18 protein-coding genes and 1 tRNA gene are annotated in these 23,113 nt (G+C 65.7%); 7 read left to right on the top strand and 12 right to left on the bottom strand.

All coding sequences use genetic code 11. The features are described 5' to 3' along the window. Positions 1-68 precede the first annotated feature (68 nt). From AB3G45_RS09935 to ilvD, 6 genes are all read right to left on the bottom strand, one after another. Positions 69-1,304 (bottom strand): pilus assembly protein TadG-related protein, encoded by a 1,236-nt coding sequence (locus AB3G45_RS09935; protein ID WP_367830393.1) that lies wholly within the window; start codon positions 1,302-1,304, stop codon positions 69-71. 140 nt (positions 1,305-1,444) lie between these two features. Continuing rightward, positions 1,445-2,332, bottom strand: a complete 888-nt coding sequence (locus AB3G45_RS09940) for a transglutaminase domain-containing protein (protein ID WP_367830394.1) — start codon at positions 2,330-2,332, stop codon at positions 1,445-1,447. A gap of 22 nt (positions 2,333-2,354) precedes the next feature. After that, entirely contained in the window at positions 2,355-4,754 is a 2,400-nt protein-coding gene (locus tag AB3G45_RS09945; RefSeq protein ID WP_367830395.1) for a circularly permuted type 2 ATP-grasp protein, read from the bottom strand. Between the two features lie 28 nt (positions 4,755-4,782). After that, on the bottom strand, positions 4,783-8,100 hold the full coding sequence (locus AB3G45_RS09950) for a DUF2126 domain-containing protein (RefSeq protein ID WP_367830396.1): 3,318 nt from the start codon (positions 8,098-8,100) through the stop codon (positions 4,783-4,785). A 108-nt stretch (positions 8,101-8,208) separates the two neighbouring features. After that, positions 8,209-8,943, bottom strand: coding sequence for a DUF899 domain-containing protein (locus tag AB3G45_RS09955; RefSeq protein WP_367830397.1), 735 nt, complete (start codon positions 8,941-8,943; stop codon positions 8,209-8,211). A gap of 159 nt (positions 8,944-9,102) precedes the next feature. Next, complete coding sequence (ilvD, locus tag AB3G45_RS09960; RefSeq protein ID WP_367830398.1) at positions 9,103-10,938, bottom strand: dihydroxy-acid dehydratase; 1,836 nt, start codon at positions 10,936-10,938, stop codon at positions 9,103-9,105. Between the two features lie 168 nt (positions 10,939-11,106). On the opposite strand from ilvD, the gene AB3G45_RS09965 reads away from it, so the two are divergent. After that, positions 11,107-12,180: a GntR family transcriptional regulator gene (locus AB3G45_RS09965; protein ID WP_367830399.1), complete on the top strand. Its 1,074-nt coding sequence runs from the start codon at positions 11,107-11,109 to the stop codon at positions 12,178-12,180. Between the two features lie 10 nt (positions 12,181-12,190). Next, the gene (locus AB3G45_RS09970; protein WP_367830400.1) at positions 12,191-12,541 is read left to right on the top strand and encodes a VOC family protein; all 351 of its coding nucleotides are present in this window, start codon (positions 12,191-12,193) and stop codon (positions 12,539-12,541) included. A gap of 3 nt (positions 12,542-12,544) precedes the next feature. Here AB3G45_RS09970 and AB3G45_RS09975 read toward each other — a convergent pair whose 3' ends face one another. Further along, on the bottom strand, positions 12,545-14,074 hold the full coding sequence (locus tag AB3G45_RS09975; RefSeq protein WP_367830401.1) for a UxaA family hydrolase: 1,530 nt from the start codon (positions 14,072-14,074) through the stop codon (positions 12,545-12,547). 163 nt (positions 14,075-14,237) lie between these two features. On the opposite strand from AB3G45_RS09975, the gene AB3G45_RS09980 reads away from it, so the two are divergent. Both AB3G45_RS09980 and AB3G45_RS09985 read left to right on the top strand, forming a co-directional pair. Further along, entirely contained in the window at positions 14,238-14,981 is a 744-nt protein-coding gene (locus AB3G45_RS09980) for a FadR/GntR family transcriptional regulator (RefSeq protein WP_367830402.1), read from the top strand. 86 nt (positions 14,982-15,067) lie between these two features. Beyond that, on the top strand, positions 15,068-15,202 hold the full coding sequence (locus AB3G45_RS09985) for a hypothetical protein (RefSeq protein WP_367830403.1): 135 nt from the start codon (positions 15,068-15,070) through the stop codon (positions 15,200-15,202). Positions 15,203-15,297: 95 nt separating this feature from the next. Here the strand turns inward: AB3G45_RS09985 and AB3G45_RS09990 are convergent, their stop codons facing one another. The 3 genes from AB3G45_RS09990 to cpdR1 form a co-directional block, all read right to left on the bottom strand. Beyond that, positions 15,298-16,782: a nucleobase:cation symporter-2 family protein gene (locus AB3G45_RS09990; protein WP_367830404.1), complete on the bottom strand. Its 1,485-nt coding sequence runs from the start codon at positions 16,780-16,782 to the stop codon at positions 15,298-15,300. A 479-nt stretch (positions 16,783-17,261) separates the two neighbouring features. Continuing rightward, positions 17,262-17,336: transfer RNA gene (locus AB3G45_RS09995), tRNA-Val, on the bottom strand. A gap of 94 nt (positions 17,337-17,430) precedes the next feature. Continuing rightward, the gene (gene cpdR1 / locus AB3G45_RS10000) at positions 17,431-17,793 is read right to left on the bottom strand and encodes a response regulator CpdR1 (RefSeq protein WP_023512679.1); all 363 of its coding nucleotides are present in this window, start codon (positions 17,791-17,793) and stop codon (positions 17,431-17,433) included. Between the two features lie 190 nt (positions 17,794-17,983). On the opposite strand from cpdR1, the gene AB3G45_RS10005 reads away from it, so the two are divergent. Next, positions 17,984-18,868: an N-formylglutamate amidohydrolase gene (locus AB3G45_RS10005; RefSeq protein ID WP_367830405.1), complete on the top strand. Its 885-nt coding sequence runs from the start codon at positions 17,984-17,986 to the stop codon at positions 18,866-18,868. 265 nt (positions 18,869-19,133) lie between these two features. Beyond that, positions 19,134-19,907 (top strand): histidinol-phosphatase, encoded by a 774-nt coding sequence (hisN, locus tag AB3G45_RS10010; protein WP_367830406.1) that lies wholly within the window; start codon positions 19,134-19,136, stop codon positions 19,905-19,907. A gap of 9 nt (positions 19,908-19,916) precedes the next feature. Here hisN and AB3G45_RS10015 read toward each other — a convergent pair whose 3' ends face one another. Next, a complete protein-coding gene (locus AB3G45_RS10015) occupies positions 19,917-20,879 on the bottom strand; it encodes an alpha/beta fold hydrolase (protein WP_367830407.1) in 963 nt (320 codons plus the stop codon). A 451-nt stretch (positions 20,880-21,330) separates the two neighbouring features. Between AB3G45_RS10015 and AB3G45_RS10020 the strand changes: the two genes are divergently transcribed. Continuing rightward, entirely contained in the window at positions 21,331-21,792 is a 462-nt protein-coding gene (locus AB3G45_RS10020; protein WP_367830408.1) for an Hsp20 family protein, read from the top strand. 60 nt (positions 21,793-21,852) lie between these two features. Here AB3G45_RS10020 and AB3G45_RS10025 read toward each other — a convergent pair whose 3' ends face one another. Beyond that, complete coding sequence (locus AB3G45_RS10025; RefSeq protein WP_367830409.1) at positions 21,853-22,899, bottom strand: low specificity L-threonine aldolase; 1,047 nt, start codon at positions 22,897-22,899, stop codon at positions 21,853-21,855. Between the last annotated feature and the right edge of the window lie 214 nt (positions 22,900-23,113).

Genomic DNA, 23,113 nt, shown 5'->3' on the forward strand with positions numbered 1-23,113 from the left:
GTTGAAAAGACAAAAAACCCGCGGGAATGGCCCCGCGGGTTCTGTAGTTTTCGGTAGCGAAGTGCCGCTTATTTGGTCAGGCGGGACACCACTGCGGAGGTCCGCTCGCCGATCACCTTGAAGGCCGCGACCAGCGCCGCCATGTTCTCGGCCTGGAAATAGTGCGATGCGCTCGATGCACACTCCTTCAGCAGATTCTGGCCGCGGGTCGGCGCCATGAAGGCGACGGTATAGACTTCCATGCCGTCCTGCTTCGCAGTGGTGCAGGTCGCCTTGGTGCTCGTGTCGTCGGATGTGCTGTTGTTGTCGCCGTCCGTCATGAAGACGATGTATTTGGTCGGGACCTGGCCGTTCTTGTTCTTGTGCGCCTTGTCTTCGGACGCCTTGTTCAACCTGTTATAGGCTGTTTTCATGGCGTCGCCCGAGGCGGTGCCGCCCTCGGCATTAAGCTTGTTGATGTAGTCGAGCGAACTGGTGAAGCCCCACGCCAGCGCGCTCGGCGTATAGCTCTGCGAATCGTAGGCGATCGTGCCGGTGCGCACATAGGTGCCGGTCGGGTCCGCCGTCTTGAACTGGGTGAAGAGGCTGGCGGCCGCCAGCTTCAGAGCAGCCATCTTGGAGACGTAGCAGGGGCTCGTCGGGTAGACATTGCGGCCCCAGTTCCATTCCGTCCAGTTGATGCAGGAATAGACCGAGGTGTCCTTCTCGTTGGTGATCCAGGCCATCGAGCCGGATTTGTCGAGCACGAGGAACATCGAGAGGGCGTTCTTCGATTCCGTCGCGCTTTCCGCCGAGCTAGTGGCGTTCATCGTGGTCTTCGTCTGGCCGAGAAGCCGGGTGAAGGGGTTGAAGTTCATCTCGTAGCTGGTCGAGACGTTCACCTTGAACGCCTTGCCGTTGCCGAGCAGAGCCGTTTCGGTGATGTCGACGACGGTGGAGGCGTCGAAATCGTACTCCTTCACGGTCTCGCCGTCGCCGCTCTTGCCCTCCGCGGTGGCTTCGTCTTCGTCTTCCTCCACGTCGGTGGCGCCGCTCATCTGCACCTTCAGGAAGCGCAGGGCGATGACCTTCGCCTCGGAAATGCTCTTGCCGTCATTGGCAAGCGCCGAGGCCGCGGCGAGTGCGGCCGCGTCGGCGGCATCCTGCAACTCGCCCTTCTTCATGACCATGGTGGTCAGGTCGATGGCCACGCCCCCGGCCGCCAGCATGACGGGGAAGACGAGGGCTGTCATCATTCCGAAATTGCCGCCGCGGTCGCGCAGGAGACGCGCGGCCCAGGTCTTTCTTTCCGTGTTCTTCGACATGAGAGTTCACCCGCCATCTTCATAATGTGGGGGGAAGCTAGCAGTGAAGTGTTATTTAACGGTTCGACCGGGTGGTATAGTTTTCGTAAAATTGCGTGGACCCTGAAAAACCGGCCTTTGCCGCTGTTTCCAAACGGGATTTATGCCGTCTGGCGCACCGGAACGACATCGACGGCCTGGTTCGTCCTGTGCTGGCCGTAGCCCTTCAGGACGCCGATGACGGGGGCGACGTCCGCATAGTCGCGACCGTAGGCGACGACGATATGGTCGGTGCCGGCGGGAATGTCGTTGGTCGGGTCGAGCTCCATCCAGCCGTTCACCCGGCCGCACCAGTAGCGCACCCAGGCATGCATGGCGTCCGCCCCCTCCAGCCGCTCCTTGCCCGGCGGGGGAATGGTGCGCAGGAACCCGCTGACATAGCCGGCGGGAATGCCGAGGCTCCTCAGCGCCACGATCATCACATGGGCGAAATCCTGGCAGACGCCGCGCTTCAGCTTGAAGGCCTCGCGCGGCGTGGTGTCGACGTTCGTGGCCTTCCCGTCATAGGTGAAGTCCTTGTGGATGCGCGCGCAGACGGCCGTCGCGATGGCGCGGATCGTCATGTCCGGCTTGACGATGGACCGGGCGTATTCGGCGATCTCGGGGCAATCCCTCAGCCGCGGGCTGGGGCCGGTATAGTGGTGCGGTGAGCCGGTATCGAGCGACCAGTAGTTCGCGATGTCCTCCGGCAGGTTCATGACGCGCGGGGAGAAGTCGGCGGCCGGTTCCGGCATGTCGACATGCACGCGCGCCTGCATGCGGATATCCAGCCGCTCATGCGGGTTGCGGAAGAGGATGGCGCTCATCGGGTTGTCGAAGAAGTCGTTGTGATCGACCCGTTCGCCGGGGCCTGGCGTCACGCCCACCGTGCCGGCGACGAGCCGCTGGCGTCCGCTTATCGAGAGCGGCAGCACGCGCACGATGTGCCGGCCGCCGGAAACCGGCGTGTCGTAGAGGTAGCTGATATGGAGGTTGACGTCGTAGAGCATGGTTTCGGCGCCTCCCCCTCGCTCAGCTCAGATAGGTTTGCGCAAGAATGTCGGACAGCTTTTCGAGTTCCGTCTCGAAGCGCTTGTAGACCGCGTCCGTCATGGTCTCCGGCGTCATCACCGCGAGCCCCGCATGCAGCCGCATCGCCTCGCGGTAGAAGGGCGACATCTGGCCGTTGGCGTAGGCGTTCGGCAGTTGCTCGACCTCGTTCTTGATCTCGTTGAGCTGGTAGAGGATCGAGCGCGGGTTGAGCGGGTCGAGCGCCAAAAGGTCCGTGACCGTCAGGCGCGCCGTCGCCACGTTGTAGCGGCGGCGGTGGGTCATCACGCTGTCGCCGATCTCCAGCAGCATGTCGAGCGCGCCGTCGGGCGCGTCCTCGCCGGACATGTGGCCGAGCAGGCGCGTCATGTGCAGGCCGCGTTCGAGATAGCGGCCGATGGAGAGGAAGCGCCAGCCGGTGAAACGGTACATGTTCTCGTGCACCAGGCCGGCGAAGCCCGCCAGCTTGCGTAGCAGCACGGTCATGGCGCGCGTCGCGTCGTCGCCGGCCTCGACGTCGGCATGGAAGCGGCGGGCGGTCTTCGACAGGTCGTTCAGTGCCAGCCAGCCGTCCGGCGAGAAACGGTCGCGGATGTTGCTGGCGGAAAAGACGGCGCTGTCGATGTTGCGGATGAGGCTCGTCGGCACGGCCTCCGCCGTGTCGATGTCGATCGCTTCCAGGTAGTCGGTGACGTCCTTCAGCAGCGGCTGTTCGGGATTGGCGTATTCGGCGTAGCGGCCGTGCCAGGCGCGCAGGATGCGCAGGGCCCCTTCCGCCCGCTCGATATAGCGGCCGAGCCAGAAGAGGTTGTCGGCCGCGCGGCTCGGCAGGCTGCCGGGCATATTGCGGGTGAAGACCTCTTCGGCCGGCAGCAGCGAAGTGCGCTCGACGGGCTTCGGGCTGACGATCCAGACGTCGGCGGCCGATCCCCCCTCCTGCATGGCGATGGCCGCGACATTGTCGCCGGCGCCGATGCGGGCGAAGCCGCCGGGCATGATCTGCCAGCCGTCGCGCGTGCGGGCGGCGAAGACGCGCAGCGACATCGGCCGCGGCACGAGCTTGCCGTCGACGAAGGCGGGCGTGGTGGAAAGCGTCACGGCCTCCTGGCCGACGAGCTTGGCGCCGTCGGAGGCCAGCCATTCGGTGATCGATTGCCTGGCGGTGTCGCGCAGCGTCGAGCCGAGCACGGACTGCTCATTGTCGTCGAAGAAGGGGCGGGTCGAGTAGGCCGGGCCGATGACCATGCGCTCGATATGGGCCGCGACATGCGCGCGCTCCTCCTTCTGGCCGCACCACCAGGTGGCGACGGACGGCAGGAGCTGGTCCTCTCCCAGAAGCTCGCGACAGATGTTCGGCAGGAAGGCGAGGAAGGCGCGGGTCTCGACGATGCCGGCGCCGAGCGCGTTGACGAAGGTGACGGAGCCGGCACGCAGCGCCTCGACCATGCCGGGCGTGCCGATATGGGAGTTCTGGTTCAGCTCCAGCGGGTCGGCGAAGGCGGCGTCGAGGCGGCGCCAGAGCACGCCGACGGGCTTGAGGCCCGCGACCGTGCGCACCATCACCTTGCCGCCGACGACCGTCAGGTCCTCACCCTCCAGCAGCATGAAGCCGAGGTAACGGGCGATATAGGCGTGCTCGAAATAGGTCTCGTTGGCAAGGCCCGGCGTCAGGACGGCGATGCGGTCCTCGGCCGGCTTGTTGGCCTGCAGGGTGCTGCGGAAGGCGCCGAAGAAGCCGGCGAGGCGATGGGCGTGGGTCTCCGCATAGACATCGGAGAAGGCGCGGGTGGTCGCCACGCGGTTCTCCAGCGCGAAGCCGGCGCCGGACGGGGCCTGCGTGCGGTCGGAAAGCACCCACCAGTTGCCGTCGGGCCCGCGGCCGATCTCGAAGGAGACGAAATGCAGGAAATGCCGGCCGGCGGGGTGCACGCCCACGAGTGGGCGCAGGAACTCGCCGTTGGAGGCGACGAGGGCGGGGGGCAAGAGGCCGTTCGCGACAAGCTCGTTCTTGCCGTAGATGTCGGCGACGACGGCCTCCAGCAGTTCGGCGCGCTGGATGAGGCCGCGCGAAAGGGTGGCCCATTCCGCTTCGTCGATCAGCACCGGAATGTGCGAGAGCGGCCAGGCGCGGTCGCTGCCGGCCTCCTTGCCATAGGCGCGAAAGAAGACGCCGGCATCGCGCAGATAGCGGTCGGCGCGGGCGAAACGGCCGGCAAGCTCCGCCTCGTCCATGCGGCCGAGCGCAGTGAGGAAATGCCGCCAGACGGGACGCACCACGCCATCGGGGCCAACCATCTCGTCGGCCACACCTGCGAGCGGCGCATAGGCGCGCGCCGGTGCATCCGCCGTCCTGCGTTCCGCCTCGACACTCGTGGTCTTCAATCCATTCACTCCTGGAGGAGGCTAAATACTAAATACCGGCGGGCCGGCGCAGATCCAGCGTCAGCGGGAAATCCGCCGGCGGTGTTTCCGGCCACAGCGTATAGCCGCCCGCCCTGTGTCCCCAGGGCTCGAACCGCGCCAGCCGGCGCGCCTCGGCCTCGTTGCCGTTGACCGGGAAGGTGTCATAGTGGCGTCCGCCCGGATGGGCAACGTGATAAATGCAGCCCCCGATCGCCCGCCGCGACCATGTATCATAAATGTCGAAGGTAAGCGGTGTGTTGACGGGCAGCACGGGGTGCAGGCCCGAGGCCGGCTGCCAGGCCTTGTAACGCACGCCGGCGACCGAGACGCCCTTCACGCCGGTCGCCTTCAGCGGCACGGGCCGGCCGTTGCAGGCGACGGTGTAGCGTTCCGGATTGGCGGTCTCCAACTTCACCTGCAAGCGCTCCACCGACGAATCGACATAGCGCACCGTGCCGCCGATCGCGCCCTGCTCGCCCATGACATGCCAGGGTTCGAGCGCCTGGCGCACTTCGAGCTTCGCGCCCTCGTACTCGACCTCGCCGCAGAAGGGGAAGCGGAATTCGAGCTGGGCGGAGAACCATTCGGGCCTGAGGTCGAAGCCGTTCGTCTTGAGGTCGGCGAGCACGTCGAGGAAATCTTGCCAGACGTAATGCGGCAGCATGAAGCGGTCGTGCAGCGTGGTGCCCCAGCGCACGAAGCTTCCCTTGGCCGGGTTCAGCCAGAAGCGGGCGATGAGCGCGCGGATGAGAAGCTGCTGGGCAAGGCTCATGCGGGCGTTCGGCGGCATTTCGAAGCCGCGGAACTCGACGAGGCCGAGCCGGCCGGTCGGCCCGTCCGGCGAGAACAACTTGTCGATGCAGATTTCGGAGCGGTGGGTGTTGCCGGTGACGTCGGTCAGGAGATTGCGGAACAGGCGGTCGACCAGCCAGGGCAGCGGCGGCGCGCCCTCGCCGGGGGCAGGCACCTGCGAAAGCGCGATCTCCAGTTCGTAGAGCGAATCGTGCCGCGCCTCGTCGATGCGCGGGGCCTGGCTGGTCGGGCCGATGAAGAGGCCGGAGAACAGGTAGGACAGCGAGGGGTGGCGCTGCCAGTGCAGCACGAGGCTCTTCAGGAGGTCCGGGCGGCGCAGGAAGGGGCTGTCGTTCGGGTTCCTGCCGCCGACGACCACATGGTTGCCGCCCCCGGTGCCGGTATGGCGGCCGTCGATCATGAACTTGTCGGCGCCGAGGCGGGAGTGGCGCGCCTCCTCGTAGACGGCGCTGGTGATGTCGACGCAATCCTGCCAGCCGGAAGCGGGATGGATATTGACCTCGATGACGCCGGGGTCAGGCGCGACGCGGATGACGTTGAGGCGCTCGTCCTGCGGCGGCGCGTAGCCTTCGATATGGACGGGCAGGCCAAGCCGCTTGGCCGCCCGCTCGGCGGCGGTCACGAGGTCGAGATAGTCCTCGACCCGCTCGACAGGTGGCATGAAGATCGAGAGCCGGCCATCGCGCGCCTCGACGCTCATCGCCGTGCGCACGGCGCCGACGATGTCGCTGCGGATCTGCTCGATGCGGTCCTGTCCGGCCTCGTTCGCCTGGAAGGAGGCCTCGGCCATGGCGCGGCCGGGTTCAGCGAATTCCGGCAGCGGCGGCTTGTCCTCGGTGGGATCGGCCGGGTTGATGTAGGGATAGTTCGAGGGTGCCAGATGGGGCAGGGCGCCAAGCGGCAGGCGATAGCCGACGGGACTGTCGCCGGGAACGAGAAAAATCCTGCCGCGGCGCGTGCGCCATTTCTCGCTGATCCAGCGCCGGCCGGTGGCGCGGGCGTTCCAGGCCTGGATCGGCAGGATATGACCGGTTGGCGTGGTGAGGCCGCGTTCGAAGACGCGGGCGATGCGGCTGCGCTCTTCCGGGTCTTCCAGCTTCGAATTGGACGGATCGACATTCTCGGGAAGATTGCCTTCCTTGATGATCCATTCGGCAGGATCCTCGTAGGCCGGCAGCACCATGTCGGGCGGGACACCGAGTTCCTCGGCAATGCCGGTGAGAATGGCCCGCGCATCGGCTTCGCCGACGCCGGTATCGCTGCCCTCCTCGGCGATGAGGTCGAGGTTCTGCCAGATCGGCTTGCCGTCCTGCCGCCAGTAGAGCGAGAAGGTCCAGCGCGGCAGGCTCTCGCCGGGATACCACTTGCCCTGGCCGTAATGCAGGAAGCCGCCGGGCGCGAATTTTTCGCGCAGGCGCCGGATGAGGATGTCGGCTTTCTCGCGCTTGGTCGGGCCGACGGCGGCGGTGTTCCATTCGTCGGATTCGAAATCGTCGATGGAGACGAAGGTCGGCTCGCCGCCCATGGTGAGGCGCACGTCGTTTTCGGCGAGCACGCCGTCGACCTTAAGGCCGAGCGCGTTCAGCGCCTCCCAGCTCTCGTCCGAGAAGGGCTTGGTGATGCGCGGGTGTTCGGCGACGCGGGTCACCGTCATGGCGAAGTCGAACTCGGTGTTCGCCTCGCCGAAATAGCCGCCGGAAATCGGCGCGGCATTGCGGTAGTGCGGCGTCGCGGCGAGCGGGATGTGGCTTTCGCCGGTCAGAAGGCCGGAGGTCGGGTCGAGGCCGATCCAGCCGGCGCCGGGAATATAAACCTCGCACCAGGCATGCAGGTCCGTGAAATCGACCTCGGTGCCGGAGGGGCCGTCGAGCGCCTTGAGGTCCGGCGTCAACTGGATGAGGTAGCCGGAGACGAAGCGGGCGGCGAGGCCGAGATTGCGCAGGATCTGCACGAGCAGCCAGCTCGAATCGCGGCAGGAGCCCCTTGCCGTGGTCAGCGTCTCCTCCGGCGTCTGCACGCCGGGCTCCATGCGGATGACGTAGCCGACCTGCTGCTGGAGGCGCGCATTGAGGCCGACGACCATGTCCACCGTGCGCTGGCGGGAGCGGTCGACGCTCGCCATGAAGGCCTCCAGCGCAGGCCCCATCGGCTCGGGGGTGCGGTAGATCTTCAGGTCCTCCCGCAGGTCCTCCGGATAGTCGAAGGGCCAGTGTTCCGCCTCCTCCTCCACGAAGAAATCGAACGGGTTGTAGACCGTCATGTCGGCGACGAGGTCGACCTCGATCTTCAGTTCCGTGACCGGATCGGGGAAGACGTAGCGGGCGAGATAGTTGCCGTAGGGGTCCTGCTGGAGGTTCACGAAATGGTTTTCCGGCGAGACCTTGAGCGAATGGCTGATGACCTTCGTCTTGGAATGCGCCGCCGGCTTCAGCCGGATGATCTGGGGTCCGAGACGGACGGGATTGTCGTATTTGTAGTGGGTGAGGTGGTAGATACCGGCCTTGATCGACATGCGCGCTTTGATCCCCTCGGTGACGGTCTTCTGCCGTCATCGAGGGGAGTTTGTGCAATGCGAAGAAAGATTGCAAGCGCCATCGGCGCGGGCGTCAGGGTGGCGGTTTCAGTCGCAGCAGGACGAGGTCTTCTGCGCCCCTGCATATTCGTCCTTGCGCTTGACGAAGCTCAGCGTGTCGGTCTCGTTGCGGCCCTTCGGCGCGCGGTCGAGGATCATGAGCGTGCCGAGCGCCTCCTCGCCGCCGCGGGCATAGTCGGAATAGGTGTGGTAGACTGTACCGTCCTCGTCCCTGAAGAAGGCGCTGAGGCCGGGGAGTTCGTCATGGGCGTCGGCGCTGTCCGTCTCACGGTAGTTGTACATGACCTTGCCGCTCGCCAGCTCCTCCCTGGTGAAGGAGACGTGATAGTCGAAGTTGAAATCGCTGCCGAAGGCGGAAAACCAGGGGAATTTCCAGTTCATGCGCTTCTTGTAGGCGATGAGTTTCTCCAGCGGGGCGCGGGAGACGGCGATCATCGTGACGTCGTGGTTGTTGAGATGCGGCAGCATGCCGTCGATGTGGTCGGCCATGAAGGAACAGCCGGGGCAGCCGGCCTCCCAGTCGGGACCGTACATGAAGTGGTAGACGATGAGCTGGCTGCGGCCGTCGAACAGCTCCGCCAGCGTCTTGCGGCCTTCGGGCGTGTCGAAGGTATAGGTCTTGTCGACCTTGACCCAGGGCAAGGCGAGGCGCTCGGCGCGCACCTTGTCGCGTAGCCTGGTCTCTTCTTTTTCGTGGGCCAGCAGGGCTTTGCGGGCGGTCAGCCAGTCCTGTCGGGATACGACCTCGTGGTTCGGTCTCATGCTCGGAACTCCTCTTTCACGGGCTTTCGACAAATGAGTTGGTATCAACATTTATAGCCGGTGTCAAAGCCGGCTCGCTTCATCATGCCGGAGGAGAGATAGGAAAAGGGAGACGTCCGGAAAGGGGCGGGCGCGGCTTTGTCGCCGCGCCCGGCAAAATCATTCCGGAAGGATGCGCACGGCGCCCTTGTCGGCGCTGGCGGCGAAGGCGGCATAGGCCTTCAGCGCGGTCGTGACGTTCCGCTTGCGCGGGGCGGCCGGCTTCCAGCCGAGCTTGTCCTGCTCGGCGCGGCGGGCCGCGAGTTCGGCTTCCGGAACCGCAAGGTTGATCGTGCGGTTCGGAATGTCGATCTCGATCAGGTCGCCCTGGCGCACGAGGCCGATGGCGCCGCCCTGCGCCGCTTCGGGCGAGGCATGGCCGATGGACAGGCCCGACGTGCCGCCGGAGAAGCGTCCGTCGGTGATGAGCGCGCAGGCCTTGCCGAGGCCTTTCGACTTCAGGTAGCTCGTCGGATAGAGCATTTCCTGCATGCCCGGGCCGCCCTTCGGGCCTTCGTAGCGGATGACGACGACGTCGCCGGCCTTCACCTCGCCGCCGAGAATGCCCTTCACGGCGGCGTCCTGGCTTTCGAAGACGACGGCGGGACCGGCGAATTTCAGGATCGATTCATCGACGCCGGCCGTCTTCACGATGCAGCCGTCGAGCGCGATGTTGCCGGAGAGGACCGCAAGGCCGCCGTCCTTGGAGAACGGGTGCTCCACGGAGCGGATGACGCCGTTTTCGCCGTCCGTGTCCAGTTCGTCCCAGCGCGCTTCCTGGCTGAAGGCGACCTGGGTCGGAATGCCGCCGGGCGCGGCGCGGAAGAAGGTGCGCACGGTCTCGCTGCCGGTGCGGGTGATGTCCCAGCGGTCGATGGCGTCGCCCAGCGTTTCGGCATGCACGGTCGGCGTGTTGCGATGGATGAGGCCGCCGCGGTCGAGTTCGCCGAGGATGCGCATGATGCCGCCGGCGCGGTGCACGTCCTCCATGTGCACGTCCTGCTTGGCGGGGGCGACCTTGGAAAGGCACGGCACCCGGCGCGACAGTTCGTCGATGTCGTCGAGGTCGAAGTCGATGCCGCCCTCATAGGCGGCGGCCAGGATGTGCAGCACCGTGTTGGTCGAGCCGCCCATGGCGATGTCGAGCGACATGGCGTTCTCGAAGGCCTTCTTGTTGGCGACGTTGCGCGGCAGGATGCTGTCGTCTTCCTGCTCGTAGTAACGGCGGGCGAGATCGACGATCAGGTGGCCGGCCTCGACGAAGAGGCGCTTGCGGTCGCCGTGGGTCGCCAGCGTCGAGCCGTTGCCCGGCAGCGACAGGCCGAGCGCTTCGGTCAGACAGTTCATCGAGTTGGCCGTGAACATGCCGGAGCAGGAGCCGCAGGTCGGGCAGGCGGAACGCTCGATGGCCTTGACGTCCTCGTCGGAGATATTGTCGTCGGCGGCGGCGACCATGGCGTCGACGAGGTCGAGCGCGTGGGTCTTGCCGTGCAGGACGACCTTGCCGGCCTCCATCGGCCCGCCGGAGACGAAGACGGCGGGGATGTTGAGGCGCATGGCGGCATTCAGCATGCCGGGCGTGATCTTGTCGCAGTTCGAGATGCAGACCATGGCGTCGGCGCAGTGCGCGTTGACCATGTACTCGACCGAATCGGCGATGATCTCGCGGCTCGGCAGCGAATAGAGCATGCCGTCATGGCCCATGGCGATGCCGTCGTCGACGGCGATCGTGTTGAATTCCTTGGCGACGCCGCCGGCCTTCTCGATCTCGCGCGCGACGAGCTGGCCGAGGTCCTTGAGGTGGACGTGGCCGGGCACGAACTGCGTGAAGGAGTTCACCACCGCAATGATCGGCTTGCCGAAATCCGAGTCCTTCATGCCGGTCGCGCGCCAGAGGCCGCGGGCACCGGCCATGTTGCGGCCGTGGGTGGTGGTTCGGGAGCGATATGCGGGCATGGTCAATTCCTCGAGTGGACGCGGCTGACATATGGGCTTTTTCGGGCCGCATTGCGAGCCTCAGCAGGGTTCCCTAGCGCAAAACACCTCGCGCGTCACGAAAGGAATGGAGATTTTTTGCCGGTGCGACGCAATTTCCTTGCCGGCGCCCACGCGGGACAATGACCGTTGTCGGCACAGTGCATTCGTGCGATGGTCCGCGCCATGATCGGCACCGGGCAGGCTTTGGCGGAAACGGGCGCGGAAAGCGCCGAGGGGACACTCGACAAGAGCCCGCTGTACCTGCGCATCCGCGAGGTGCTGGCCGAGGCGATTGCCGCCGGACGGCTGCCGAAGGGTGCGCTGCTCCTGGAGGGGCCGGTCGCGACGCTCTTTTCCTCCACCCGCACGCCGGTCCGCCAGGCTTTCGCGCTGCTCGAGGCGGCGGGGCAGATCCGGCGCTTCGACGGGCGCGGCTTCCTGGTGGGGCAGGGCCGCGGCGGACCGAAGCGGGTGGTGCTGACGGCCGGGATGCTCGGCCTCGACGAGGAGGCGCCGGCCCTGCGCAAGGCGCCCGGCTGGGAGGCGATCTACGAGAGCCTGGAGCGGGAGATGGTGCATCTCTCCGTCTTCGGCCGCCACCGCATCAACGAGGTGGAGCTGGCGCGCGCCCGCGGCGTCGGCCGGCAGGTGGCGCGCGACGCGCTGACCCGCCTCGAAGCGCACGGCATTACGGAAAAGGACGAGCGCATGCGCTGGACGCTGGTGCCGCTCGACGAGGAGCGCATGCGCGACCTGCACGATATCCGTATCGCGCTGGAGCCGCTGGCGCTGAGCCGGGCCGCCCCCTTCCTCCCGCCGGCCGAGCGCCAGGCCATGACGCAGCGGCTGGAGGAGGCGCTGGCCGTCTATCCGGCCCTGTCCGTCGAGGCGATGGACGGGCTGGAGACCGACCTGCACATCACCTGCCTCGGCTATTGCCCGAACCGGGAGCTGTTGATCGCGCTGCGCCGCGCGCGCTTCATGCTGAATGTCAGCAAGCACATCATCGGCGTTTCGCACAGCATGCCCGCCGACGAACCCTTCATCGCCGAGCACCTGGCGGTGTTCCGCGCGCTCGACGTGGACGACCGGGCGCGCGCGGCCGAAACGCTCCGACATCACATCACGGTTTCGCTGCCCAAGGTGATCGGCCGCGTCGCGCAACTGCGCGCCGCGCACCGGCCGGACATGCCAGCCTATGCGACGCCCGTCGCCCGGTAAGGAGGTTTTCGTGAAGGTCAAGCGCATCGTCGCGAATGTCGAGACGGCCGATCCGGCCGCCGTCGCCGGATTCTACAAGGACATATTGGGGCTGGACCTGTTGATGGACCACGGCTGGATCGCCACCTACGGCACGGGCGGCACCATGCCCGTGCAGGTGAGTTTCGCCGCGCAAGGCGGCGGGGGAACGCCGGTGCCGGGCCTGTCGATCGAGGTGGACGACGTGGAGGCGGTCCACGCCGCCGTGGTGAGGGGCGGCCACCCGGTCGAATACGGACCGGTGGACGAGCCCTGGGGCGTGCGGCGCTTCTTCGTGCGCGACCCGGCCGGCACGCTCGTCAATATCCTCATGCACCTCTGACGGTCAGGTGATGGCGCCGACCTGCCAGGGCACGAACTCGTTGTCGCCGTAGTCGAAGGCCTCGCTCGCCGTCTTGCGACCGGAGGCGGTTTCGATGACGAAATCGAAGATGCGCCGGCCGGCCTCCTCGATCGTCTCCGTGCCGTCGACGATCGTGCCGCAATTGATGTCCATGTCGTCCTTGATGTGCTCGTACATCGGCGTGTTGGTGGCGATCTTGATGCAGGGCGCCGGCTTGTAGCCGGAGACCGAGCCGCGGCCGGTGGTGAAGGCGACGAGGTTGCAGCCGCCGGCGATCTGGCCGGTCACGGCCGCGGGGTCGTAACCGGGCGTGTCCATGAAGACGAAACCCGGCTCCGTGACTTCTTCTGCATATTCATAGACGGCGTTGAGCGGCATGGAGCCGCCCTTGGCGACTGCGCCGAGCGATTTTTCCAGGATCGTGGTGAGCCCCCCGGCCTTGTTGCCGTGCGAGGGATTGTTGTTGAGTTCGGCGTCGTTCTTCGCCGTGTAGTCCCGCCACCAGTCGATGCGGGAAAGCAGTTTCTCCGCGACCTCCGGTCGGGCGGCCCGGCGGGTCAAGAGGTGTTCCGCACCGTAGATTTCCGGCGTTTCGGATAGCACCGTCGTCGCGCCTTCCTTGACCAGAAGGTCCGATGCGACGCCGAGGGCGGGGTTGGCGGAAATGCCGGAATAGCCGTCCGAGCCGCCGCATTCGAGCGCCAGCTTGATGCCCGACAGCGGCTGCGGCGTGCGGCGGATGCGGCCGACATCCGGCAGCATGTCGTCGATCATCGCGCAGGCCGCCTCGATGGTCTTGCGCGTGCCGCCCTGGTTCTGGATCATCATGGTGCGGAAGGTCTTGCCTTCCTCCAGCCCGGCCTCCTCGACGAGCGGGCCGTACTGGAAGGTCTCGCAGCCGAGGCCGATCATCAGGATGCCGCCGAAATTCGGGTTGCGAGCATAGCCCTTGAAGGTGCGCGTCAGGATGCGCCCGCCCTCGGACTTCAGGTTCAGCGCGCAGCCGCCGCCATAGGTCAGCGCCACCACGCCGTCGATATTGTCGTGGCCGGCCTCGCGGAACCTGCGGGCATAGTGCTCGGCGACATAGCGCGAGACCGTGGCGGAACAGTTCACGGTGGAGAGGATGCCGATATAGTTGCGGGTGCCGATGCGGCCGTTGCCGCGGTCATATCCCTCGAAGGTGCGGCGCGCGCCCTCCGGCACCATAGCCGGCGGCGCGTTGTCGACGCAGAATTCGTGTTTCAGCGCCACGTCGAGAATGGCGAGGTTCTGCAGGTGGACATGCTCGCCGGGGCGGATCGCCTTCGTCGCATAGCCGATGATCTGGCCGTATTTGCGCACCGGCTCGTTTTCCGCGATCGGCGCGATCGCCACCTTGTGGCCGCGCGGAATGCGCTCGGCGGCGGCAACGCCGTTCACCAGCATGCGGCCGGCATCGACATTGACGGGGACGACCCCGACATTGTCTTTCGGGTTGAGGACGAGCACGGGGGGGCGGTCGGCGAGCATGGCGGCTCCTCGGTTGGGACCGGCGCATTATGCACTTTGTCGGCAGAAGTCAATATTGTGGATTGCGATCCCCTCCGGATGGTGGCCATGGCTCTCGCCGCCGATTAGTCATATAATTGAGCGGCAATTGTACGATCATGCCGGTTGAGGAAGCGGAGGCAGCGTGGCGGGCAAGGGAACAAAGGCGCACCGGCCGTCGCCGCGTCGGCCGCGGGTGCGCCACAACGTGACCGCGGCGATCGGCGGCGATATCTGCGGCGGGCGCTTTGCGCCCGGGACGGTGCTGCCGCGTGAAAGCGACCTGTGTGCGACCTACGGGGTCAGCCGCACCGTCATCCGCGAATCGCTGAAGGTGCTGGAAACCAAGGGCCTCGTGCGCGGCCGGCCGCGGGTCGGCACGCTCGTCTGCGACCGCTCGGAATGGAACGTGCTCGACGCGCAGATCCTCGACTGGATGGGGCCGGGCGTGCTGTCGGCCGAGCTTCTCGGCTCGATCCTCGAAGCGCGCCGCACCGTCGAGCCCGCCGCCGCCTTTCTCGCCGCCGCGCGTGCGACGGCGCAGGAGATCGCCGACCTCGAGCGCGCCTGCGACGACATGGGCGCTGCCGAGGGCGATCTCGAAGCCTTCACCGCCGCCGATGCGCGCTTCCACGAGACCCTGCTGAAGGCGAGCCACAACCAGGTCTTCCACCAGCTCTCCTCGATCATCCACGCCGCGCTTTCCTATGCACTGCACGCCTCCAACCGGGCGACGGAGCGGCACGACGAGGCGCTCTGCGTGCACCGCGACCTGGTCGATGCGCTGCGGCTGCGCGACGGCGTGCGGGCAGAAGCCCGTTCGCGCCATATCCTCGATCTTGCCGCGCGCGACATTTCCGGCCTGATGGGCCGCGACGAGGCGCCGTGACGACCGCCGCGGATGCGGGTCCGTCGTGGTGGACGCCGGCCCCCATCATGCCTATGTCATACGGGCACACCGCAAAGGAGAGATTCATGCGCCCCATTACCGGTTTCGTCGTCGCCGCGCTCGCGGTCCTGTCGCTGGCAGGATGCAGCACGACCGCGGCGAACAACACGACCTATGCCCGTCCGCCGGCCTCGGGCGGCCTTCAGATCCCGCTGAACTGACGAATGCCCGCCGCCGCCTAGCCTCCATACGGCATCGTTCACGAGAAAACCCGGCTCGCGCACGGCAAGCCGGGTTTTTTGGGTGGGCCGGTCTCCTAGTGGCTGTCGGCCATGCGGGCGGCCTCGACGGCGTCGGACTGCTCGAAGCGCACGCCGTTGAAGAAGGCGTTCAGCAGGACGGCGACGATGGAGGCGAGCACGATGCCCGATTCGATGATGGGATGGATCGCATGCGGCATCCACATCAGGTAGTTCGGCGCGAGCAGCGGGATCAGGCCGAAGCCGACGGAGACGGCGACGACGAAGAGGTTGTTGCGCGAGGACTTGAAGTCCACCGTCGTGAGGATGCGCACGCCCGTCGCGGCCACCATGCCGAACATCACGAGGCCGGCGCCGCCGAGCACGAAGGTCGGCACGGCTTCGACGAGGGCGCCCATCTTCGGGATGAGGCCGAGCGCGATCATGATGATGCCGCCGGCCACGCACACATACCGGCTCTTCACGCCGGTGACGCCGACGAGGCCGACATTCTGCGAGAAGCTCGTATAGGGGAAGGTGTTGAACAGGCCGCCGATCATCGTGCCGATGCCGTCGACGCGCAGGCCCGCGGTCAGGTTCTGCTGAGAGACCGGCCGGCCGGTGATCTCGCCGAGCGCCAGGAACATGCCGGTCGATTCGATCATGACGACGATCATCACGAGCGTCATGGTGGCGATCAGCACGGGATCGAAGATCGGCATGCCGAAGCGCAGCGGCGTGACGACGGCGAACCAGCCGGCATCGGCCACGCGGTCGAAATGCATCATGCCGAGGATCGAGGCGGCGACGCAGCCGATGACGACGCCGCTGAGGACGGCGATATTGCTGATGAGGCCGCGGCCGAAGCGGGCGATGGCGAGGATGGAGATCAGCACCAGCGCCGACAGCGCGATATGGCTCGGCTCGGCATAGACCGGGTTGGAAACGGTCGGCGCGATGGCGAATCCGCTGGGCACCGCCGGGCCGCCGCTTTCGGCGAGCGTCTTCATCTGGGCGAGCCATTCGGCATGCGTGGGGTCGATCAGCTTGGGCGCGGTCGGACCGAAGGGATTGCCGAAGGTCCAGTTGATGCCGACCCGCATCAGCGACACGCCGATGATGAGGATGATCGTGCCCGTCACCACGGGCGGGAAGAAGCGCAAGAGCCGGCCCATGATGGGCGCGAGCAGGAAGGCGACGAAGCCGGCGCCGATGATGGCGCCGAAGATCATGCGTGCGCCCTCCGTTCCCGGTGTCATGGTGGCCATGGAGACCATCGGGCCGACGGAGGCGAAGGTGACGCCCATCATGACGGGCAGGCGGATGCCGACATGCCGGCCGAAGCCGAGCGACTGGATGATGGTCACGAGGCCGCAGACGAAGAGGTCGGCAGAAATCAGGAACGCGACGTCCTGCGGGCTGAGTTGCAGGGCGCGCCCGACGATGAGCGGCACGGCGACCGCGCCGCCATACATGACGAGTACGTGCTGGATGCCCAGCGTCGCGAGCCGGCCCGCAGGCAGTTTCTCGTCCACCGGGTGTATGCTGGATGCGTCGCTCATGGATCCTCCTCCGATCACATCGACTTTTCGAATTCCCGTCCTCCAACGGGGTGCGCCATCTTTGGGAGAGCGACAGACGGTCGCAAGCATTGCGGGGCGATAAACACTTTACGGTTTTACGGGGGTAATCGTGCGGGGAGTGCGCGTGCGGCATGACGCCGGCCTGCCGGATTCAGGTGGAACTTCACCTACTTGACCCCGGTCCATAGTGCAATATGCGACGTTGGGCGACGATCATATGACCGCAAGAGACACCCCGTCGTCAACTCTTTCCTGCATGGCATATGTGTATTTCCTCGCCGCCACCCGAGTGGGCAGGAAATCGCTGCCGTATGGAAAGCAGTGGAAGGCCCCAGCTCCGTCTGCGGCAGGGCCGCGGAAGCCCGAAATCGACGGGGTGAAGGCCCGGCTTCGACGGCAAGCCCGCGCCGGCAAAGCAAAAGGCCTTCCGGTTTCCCGAAAGGCCTTTGGAATTCGAATGGTGGGCGTGACAGGGATTGAACCTGTGACCCCTACGATGTCAACGTAGTGCTCTCCCGCTGAGCTACACGCCCATCCGATGAGGGGCATAGACCACAAAACCGTGAGGCGCGTCAATAGCTTTTCGAAGCTTTTTTTACGGGCCGATTTTGCGGTCTTTTCCGGGGGTTAGGCCGCCAGCATCTTGTTGACTTCTTCCACGAGATCACGCAGGTGGAACGGTTTTGACAGAACCTTGGCGTCCTTCGGGGCCTTGGAATCCGGGTTGAGCGCCACGGCGGCGAAACCGGTGATGAACATGACCTTCAGGTCCGGGTCCAGCTCGGTCGCGCGGCGGGCAAGCTCGATGCCGTCCATCTCCGGCATCACGATGTCGGTGAGCAGCAGCGAGAAGGGTTCTTCGCGAAGCCGGTCATAGGCGCTGGCGCCGTTGTCGTAGGACAACACCTGGTAGCCCGCCTTTTCAAGCGCCTTCACGAGGAATCGGCGCATATCGTTGTCGTCTTCTGCGAGGAGAATCTTGGGTGTCATGGAGTTCGGGAACCGTTGCTAAGGTTGTCGGCCCGCGGACGGGCGGTTCTGTTACAAGAGCGTATTCCGGTAAATATCCGGTGAATGGGTGAGGGCAAGCCTTTATCCCTCGTTTGTCAGTATGGACACGCACGATGGCCGCTGGCAACATGGCGGACGCAATGACTTGACGGCATGGTAAAGGACAACAATGGCGGAGGCTTTTAGCGAAAACAGTCCCTTCGAAGTGCTGGAGCCGGTTTCGCAGAGCGTGCCACTCGTCTTCAATTCCCCCCATAGCGGGCGCCGTTATCCACAGGGTTTCCTGGCGCAGTCGCGTCTCGACGCGCTCGGTATCCGTCGCTCGGAAGACCATTATGTCGACGAACTGTTCTCGGTCGCGCCGGCGCTCGGCGCGCCCATGCTGATCGCGCATTTCCCGCGTGCCTGGCTCGACGTCAACCGCGAGCCCTACGAACTCGACCCGCGCATGTTCGAGGGCGCGCTGCCCGCCTATGCCAACATCAATTCGATCCGGGTGGCCGGCGGGCTCGGCACCGTGCCGCGGGTCGTCGCCGAGAACATGGAAATCTACCGCCAGCGCTTTCCCGTGGAGGAGGCGCTGGAGCGGGTGGAGACGGTCTACAAGCCCTATCATGCGTGCCTTCGCCGCCTCGTCGTGCGCACCCATGTCGCCTTCGGCTTCTCCGTGCTCATCGATTGCCATTCCATGCCCGGCAATATCCGCGTCTCCGGCACGGGCATGCGGCCGGACTTCATCATCGGCGACCGGTACGGCACCAGCGCGTCGGGCGAGCTGTCGCGCACCGCGATGCGGCTTCTGGAGGACATGGGCTTTTGCGTGGTGCGCAACAAGCCCTATGCGGGCGGCTTCATCACCGAGCATTACGGGCGGCCGGCCAAGGGCCTGCATGCCTTGCAGATCGAGGTGAACCGCAGCCTGTATGTCGACGAGACGACGCTGGCCAAGCGGCCGGACTTCGCGGTGCTGCAAACGGCGATCTCGTCCTTCCTGCAGGACTTTTCCGACCATGTGGAGGAATATGCCGTCGACCGGGCGCTTGCCGCGGAATAGGCGGCCTCCCGTCAAAAAAAACCGCGCTTGAGGCGCGGCTAAGTCTAGGGAGGAAACACCCAAGGAGGGTATTTACAGCCACGAGTGACTGTAAGAAAACAATAATATTGCGCTGCACAATTGTCAAGCGCAGCAGACGCGCAAATTTGCGTCCCGCCGCGCAATTTTCTTAAGGCCTTCGCGTGCGGGCGTGTGCGTCAATCCGGTTTCGTTTTGCGCGGCGATACAGTAAGGAAGGCGGTCTGCAGCCCTCCGAGAGATCCCCATGTTGCCTGATCGCGCCTTCTTCGACCGTCTTGCCGATGCCGCCGCCAGGGAAACCCTGCCGCGCTTTCGCGCCGGCGCCGATGTCGTCAACAAGGAGGCCGCCGGCTTCGACCCCGTGACGGAGGGCGACCGGGCGGCGGAACTCGCCATTCGCGCCTTGATCGAGCAGCGTTTCCCCGAACACGGCATCCTCGGCGAGGAGCACGGCTCGGTCGGCCTCGACCGCGAATATGTCTGGGTCATCGACCCGATCGACGGCACGCGCGCCTTCATTTCCGGCGTGCCGGTCTGGGGCACGCTGATCGGCCTCTACCGCAATGGCGAGGCCGTCATGGGGCTGATCGACCAGCCGTTCACCCGCGAGCGCTACTTCGCCGACGGCAAGGTGTCCCATTATGCCGGGCCGGACGGCAGCAAGACGCTGTCGACGCGGCCATGCGACAGCCTGTCGGATGCCATCCTCTTCACCACCTCGCCGCATCTCTTCACGGAAAGCCGCAAGACGCGGTTCGAAGCGGTGCAGGAGAAGGTTCGCCTCTTCCGCTACGGCGTCGATTGCTACGCCTATGCGCTGCTCGCCGCCGGCCATATCGACCTCGTCGTCGAATGCGGGCTGAAGCCCTATGATGTCGGCGGCCTCATCCCGGTCATCGAGCAGGCGGGCGGCATCATCACCGCCTGGGACGGCGGCCCGGCGGAAATGGGCGGCGAGATCATCGCGGCCGGCAGCCGCAAGGTCTATGACGAGGCGATGGCGCTGCTGAAGGCTTGAGGGCCGCGCTCAGGCGCCGAGGCTGGTCTGCTCGGCGTCGCTTCCCGGAATGAAGGCGTCGATCGCCGCCAGCGCCTGCGCGCGGTAGCGGTCGGCCTCCTGGAACAGTTCGTGGCGCGCGCCGTCGATCTCGATCAGGCGGGCGGCACGGAAGATGCGCGCGAGATCGCCGATCGCCTTGCGCGGCACGAGGGCATCGCGCGTCGGGCACAAAAGCAGGGTGGGGATGCGGATGCGCGTCAGGTGATCCTGATGCGTCACGCGCGCCATGGTCCTCAGCGTCTCGTTCAGCCAGCGGGCGGAGGGCCAGCTTATCGAAAGCTCGGGATGCTCGGCGAAGATCGCGGCGTTGCGGGCAAAGCGCCGCTGGTCCGACGTCACGATGTTGTGCGCGAAGTCGAGTGGCGGATCGCCCTTTCGGAAGGTGCGCTTGCCGAGGCCGAAAAGCGTGGCGAGGCGGGCGATGACAGTGATCTTGCGCTGGCTCATCGACTGGCCGGCAAGCGCGATGAAGGGGGCGGCGAGCACCATGCGCTCGATGCGGTTTTCGAGCAGCGGTGCCTGGGAAAGGGCGACGAGCGCACCGGTCGAATGAGCGACGATGAAGAAGGGCAGGCGCGCGTCCGGCAGCACGATCTTCTCCAGGAAGAGCGAGAGATCGGCCTCGTATTCGGCAAACCGCGTCATGTGGCCGGTGCGGCTGCCTGCTATCAGCCGGTCGGAACCGGCCTGGCCGCGCCAGTCGAAGGTGGCGACCCAGAGGCCGCGGGCGGTGAGGTCGTTGATCGTCTCGAAATATTTCTCGATGCACTCGCTGCGGCCCTGCAAAAGCACGACCGTGCCCCTGGCCTCGCGCACCGCCGAGCGGAACACCGCATAGCGTATCTTCACGCCGCCGCTGCCTTCCAGGAAGCCGGCGAAATGGTTCTCGGGGACGGGATTGTCGGCGGTGGCGTGGAGGATGGGATCCATGGCGCAGGCGGGTCTCGGCAGGCCTCGATGATCGATGGATAGGCGCTGGCGCCGGTGCCGTCAAAGAAAAAAGCCGGCTGCATGCGGCAACGGGGGTGGCAACACATGCAGTCCGGCGTAATTTGACCGAGAAGGAAGGGACGTTACACCCCGGTCGTCAGAAGTTTTCGCTTCCGATGCTGCCGTTCTAGCAGGGTCAATCTGAACGCTGTCCGAAGCCGCCGTTCATCCGCCGTTCATCTGGAAAATTCTGCGGGCTTGCGCTTTCGCCCGCCCGACACCCCTTGAACGGCCGAAAATCCATTCCCATCTCATCGTCACGGGCGCCGAAAGGGTCCGTCGAGGTTTCCGTCGCCAGAATGGGGCGGAGGCCGGTTGAACCGGGCTGCACCTTCGGAAATCGGGGGCAGCCTTCAGAAAGACTGCAACCGTTGCTCTAAAGGAGGACACCATGCGTCACGTCGATTTCTCCCCCCTCTATCGCTCCACCGTCGGCTTTGACCGTCTCTTCACCATGCTCGACAGCCTCGGCCAGCCCGACCAGGCGCAGAGCTATCCGCCCTACAACATCGAGCGCACCGGCGAAAATACCTACCGCATCACCATGGCGGTGGCCGGCTTCGACGAGAGCGAACTCTCCATCGAGGCGCGCGAGCATGCGCTGACGGTCAAGGGCGAGAAGAAGGACGAAGCGGCCGAGGACAGCCAGTTTCTCTATCGCGGCATTGCCAAGCGCGCCTTCGAGCGCCGCTTCCAGCTCGCCGATCATGTGGAAGTGCGCGCCGCCTCTCTGAAGAACGGCCTTCTCCACATCGATCTCCTGCGCGAGATCCCGGAAGCTGCCAAGCCGCGTCGTATCGAGATCGCTGCCGTCCAGCGCGACGCCAAGCAGATCGAAGCGCAGACCAACTGATCGCCCGCCTACGTCGGGAATGAAGAAGGGCGGTGCCGCAGGGCACCGCCTTTTTTGGTGTCAAAGCGCCGAGAGGAAGGCGTCGACGTCCTCTTCGGTCGTTGCGAAGCTGGTGACGAGGCGGATGAGGGTTTCGTCCGCGCGCATGGTCGCCTTCAGCTCGGGGCCGGCCGGCCAGTCGTAGAAGACGGCGCCCTTGTCCTTCAGGGCCGCCATCGCATCGTTGCGGATGATGGCGAAGAGTTCGTTCGAGCCGGTCGGCCAGGCGAGGCGGGCCGTGTGCGATACGGCGAAACCGGCCGCAAGGCGTGCCGCCATGGCGTTGGAATGGCGCGCGAGGGTGAGCCAGAGCCCGTCCTTGAAATAGGCGTCGAACTGGGCGGCGATGAAGCGGGACTTGGAGAAGAGCTGGGCCGAGCGCTTGCGCAGGAAATGCATCTGCTGCGCCTTGCCGGGATCGAGCAGCACCAGCGCCTCGGCGCACCAGCAGCCGTTCTTCGTGCCGCCGAAGGAGACGATGTCGACGCCGCGCTTCCAGGTCATCTCCGCCGGCGTCGTGCCAAGATGGGCGAGCGCGTTGGCGAAACGGGCGCCGTCCATGTGCAGCGGCAGGCTGGCCGCCTTCGCGACGGCCGAAAGGGCGGCGATCTCGTCGAGCGTATAGGCGGTGCCGGCTTCGGTCGCCTGGGTGATGGTGACGGCCATCGGCTGCCCGCCATGCACGAAATCCGGCGGGAAGCGGCCGATGGCGGCGGCGAGCGCGTCGGGGGAGAGCTTGCCGGCAGGCCCGTCGATCGGCACCAGCTTGGAGCCGGCGGCGAAGAATTCCGGCGCGTTGCATTCATCGACGTTCACATGGGCTTCGCGGTGGCAGAAGACCTGGCCGCCGGGGCGGTTGAAGCTGGCGAGCGCCAGGGAATTGGCCGCCGTGCCCGTGCCGACGAAGAAGACGGTGACGTCGCGCTCGAAAATCTCCGAAAAGGTCTTTTCCACACGCTTGTCGAGGTCGCTGGTGCCATAGGCCGAGGCGAAGCCGCCGGCTGCCGTCACGAGGCTCTGTGCGATGAGGGGATGGGCGCCGGCCCAGTTGTCGGAGGCGAAAAACATGTGGTTTCCAGTGCGAATGTGGCTGCGGGAGGACCATAATGGAGAAATAAGGGCGATCAATCGCCGAAAACGACGGAAGGTGCCATCCCCCTGGAGAATGAAAGGAATGGAAACAATGTGCCGGGCATCGGTAATTTAATTTCAAGCTTGCGGCAGGGCGGGCAATTTTTCTTCATGAGGTGGTGATTATTTGGCATGATGGCCTTGCGGGCAG

This window comes from Shinella sp. S4-D37 (assembly GCF_040812195.1).
GTDB lineage: Bacteria > Pseudomonadota > Alphaproteobacteria > Rhizobiales > Rhizobiaceae > Shinella.

Coding starts and splice junctions, on each gene's coding strand:
- AB3G45_RS09950 (WP_367830396.1), bottom strand. CDS start 8,100: ATGTCGATCAAGGCCGGTATCTACCACCTCACCCACTACAAATACGAC.
- AB3G45_RS09985 (WP_367830403.1), top strand. CDS start 15,068: ATGCGCCCCATTACCGGTTTCGTCGTCGCCGCGCTCGCGGTCCTGTCG.
- hisN (WP_367830406.1), top strand. CDS start 19,134: ATGTTGCCTGATCGCGCCTTCTTCGACCGTCTTGCCGATGCCGCCGCC.
- AB3G45_RS09940 (WP_367830394.1), bottom strand. CDS start 2,332: ATGCTCTACGACGTCAACCTCCATATCAGCTACCTCTACGACACGCCG.
- cpdR1 (WP_023512679.1), bottom strand. CDS start 17,793: ATGACACCCAAGATTCTCCTCGCAGAAGACGACAACGATATGCGCCGA.
- AB3G45_RS09935 (WP_367830393.1), bottom strand. CDS start 1,304: ATGTCGAAGAACACGGAAAGAAAGACCTGGGCCGCGCGTCTCCTGCGC.
- AB3G45_RS10005 (WP_367830405.1), top strand. CDS start 17,984: ATGGCGGAGGCTTTTAGCGAAAACAGTCCCTTCGAAGTGCTGGAGCCG.
- AB3G45_RS10020 (WP_367830408.1), top strand. CDS start 21,331: ATGCGTCACGTCGATTTCTCCCCCCTCTATCGCTCCACCGTCGGCTTT.
- ilvD (WP_367830398.1), bottom strand. CDS start 10,938: ATGCCCGCATATCGCTCCCGAACCACCACCCACGGCCGCAACATGGCC.
- AB3G45_RS09975 (WP_367830401.1), bottom strand. CDS start 14,074: ATGCTCGCCGACCGCCCCCCCGTGCTCGTCCTCAACCCGAAAGACAAT.
- AB3G45_RS09990 (WP_367830404.1), bottom strand. CDS start 16,782: ATGAGCGACGCATCCAGCATACACCCGGTGGACGAGAAACTGCCTGCG.
- AB3G45_RS10015 (WP_367830407.1), bottom strand. CDS start 20,879: ATGGATCCCATCCTCCACGCCACCGCCGACAATCCCGTCCCCGAGAAC.
- AB3G45_RS10025 (WP_367830409.1), bottom strand. CDS start 22,899: ATGTTTTTCGCCTCCGACAACTGGGCCGGCGCCCATCCCCTCATCGCA.
- AB3G45_RS09955 (WP_367830397.1), bottom strand. CDS start 8,943: ATGAGACCGAACCACGAGGTCGTATCCCGACAGGACTGGCTGACCGCC.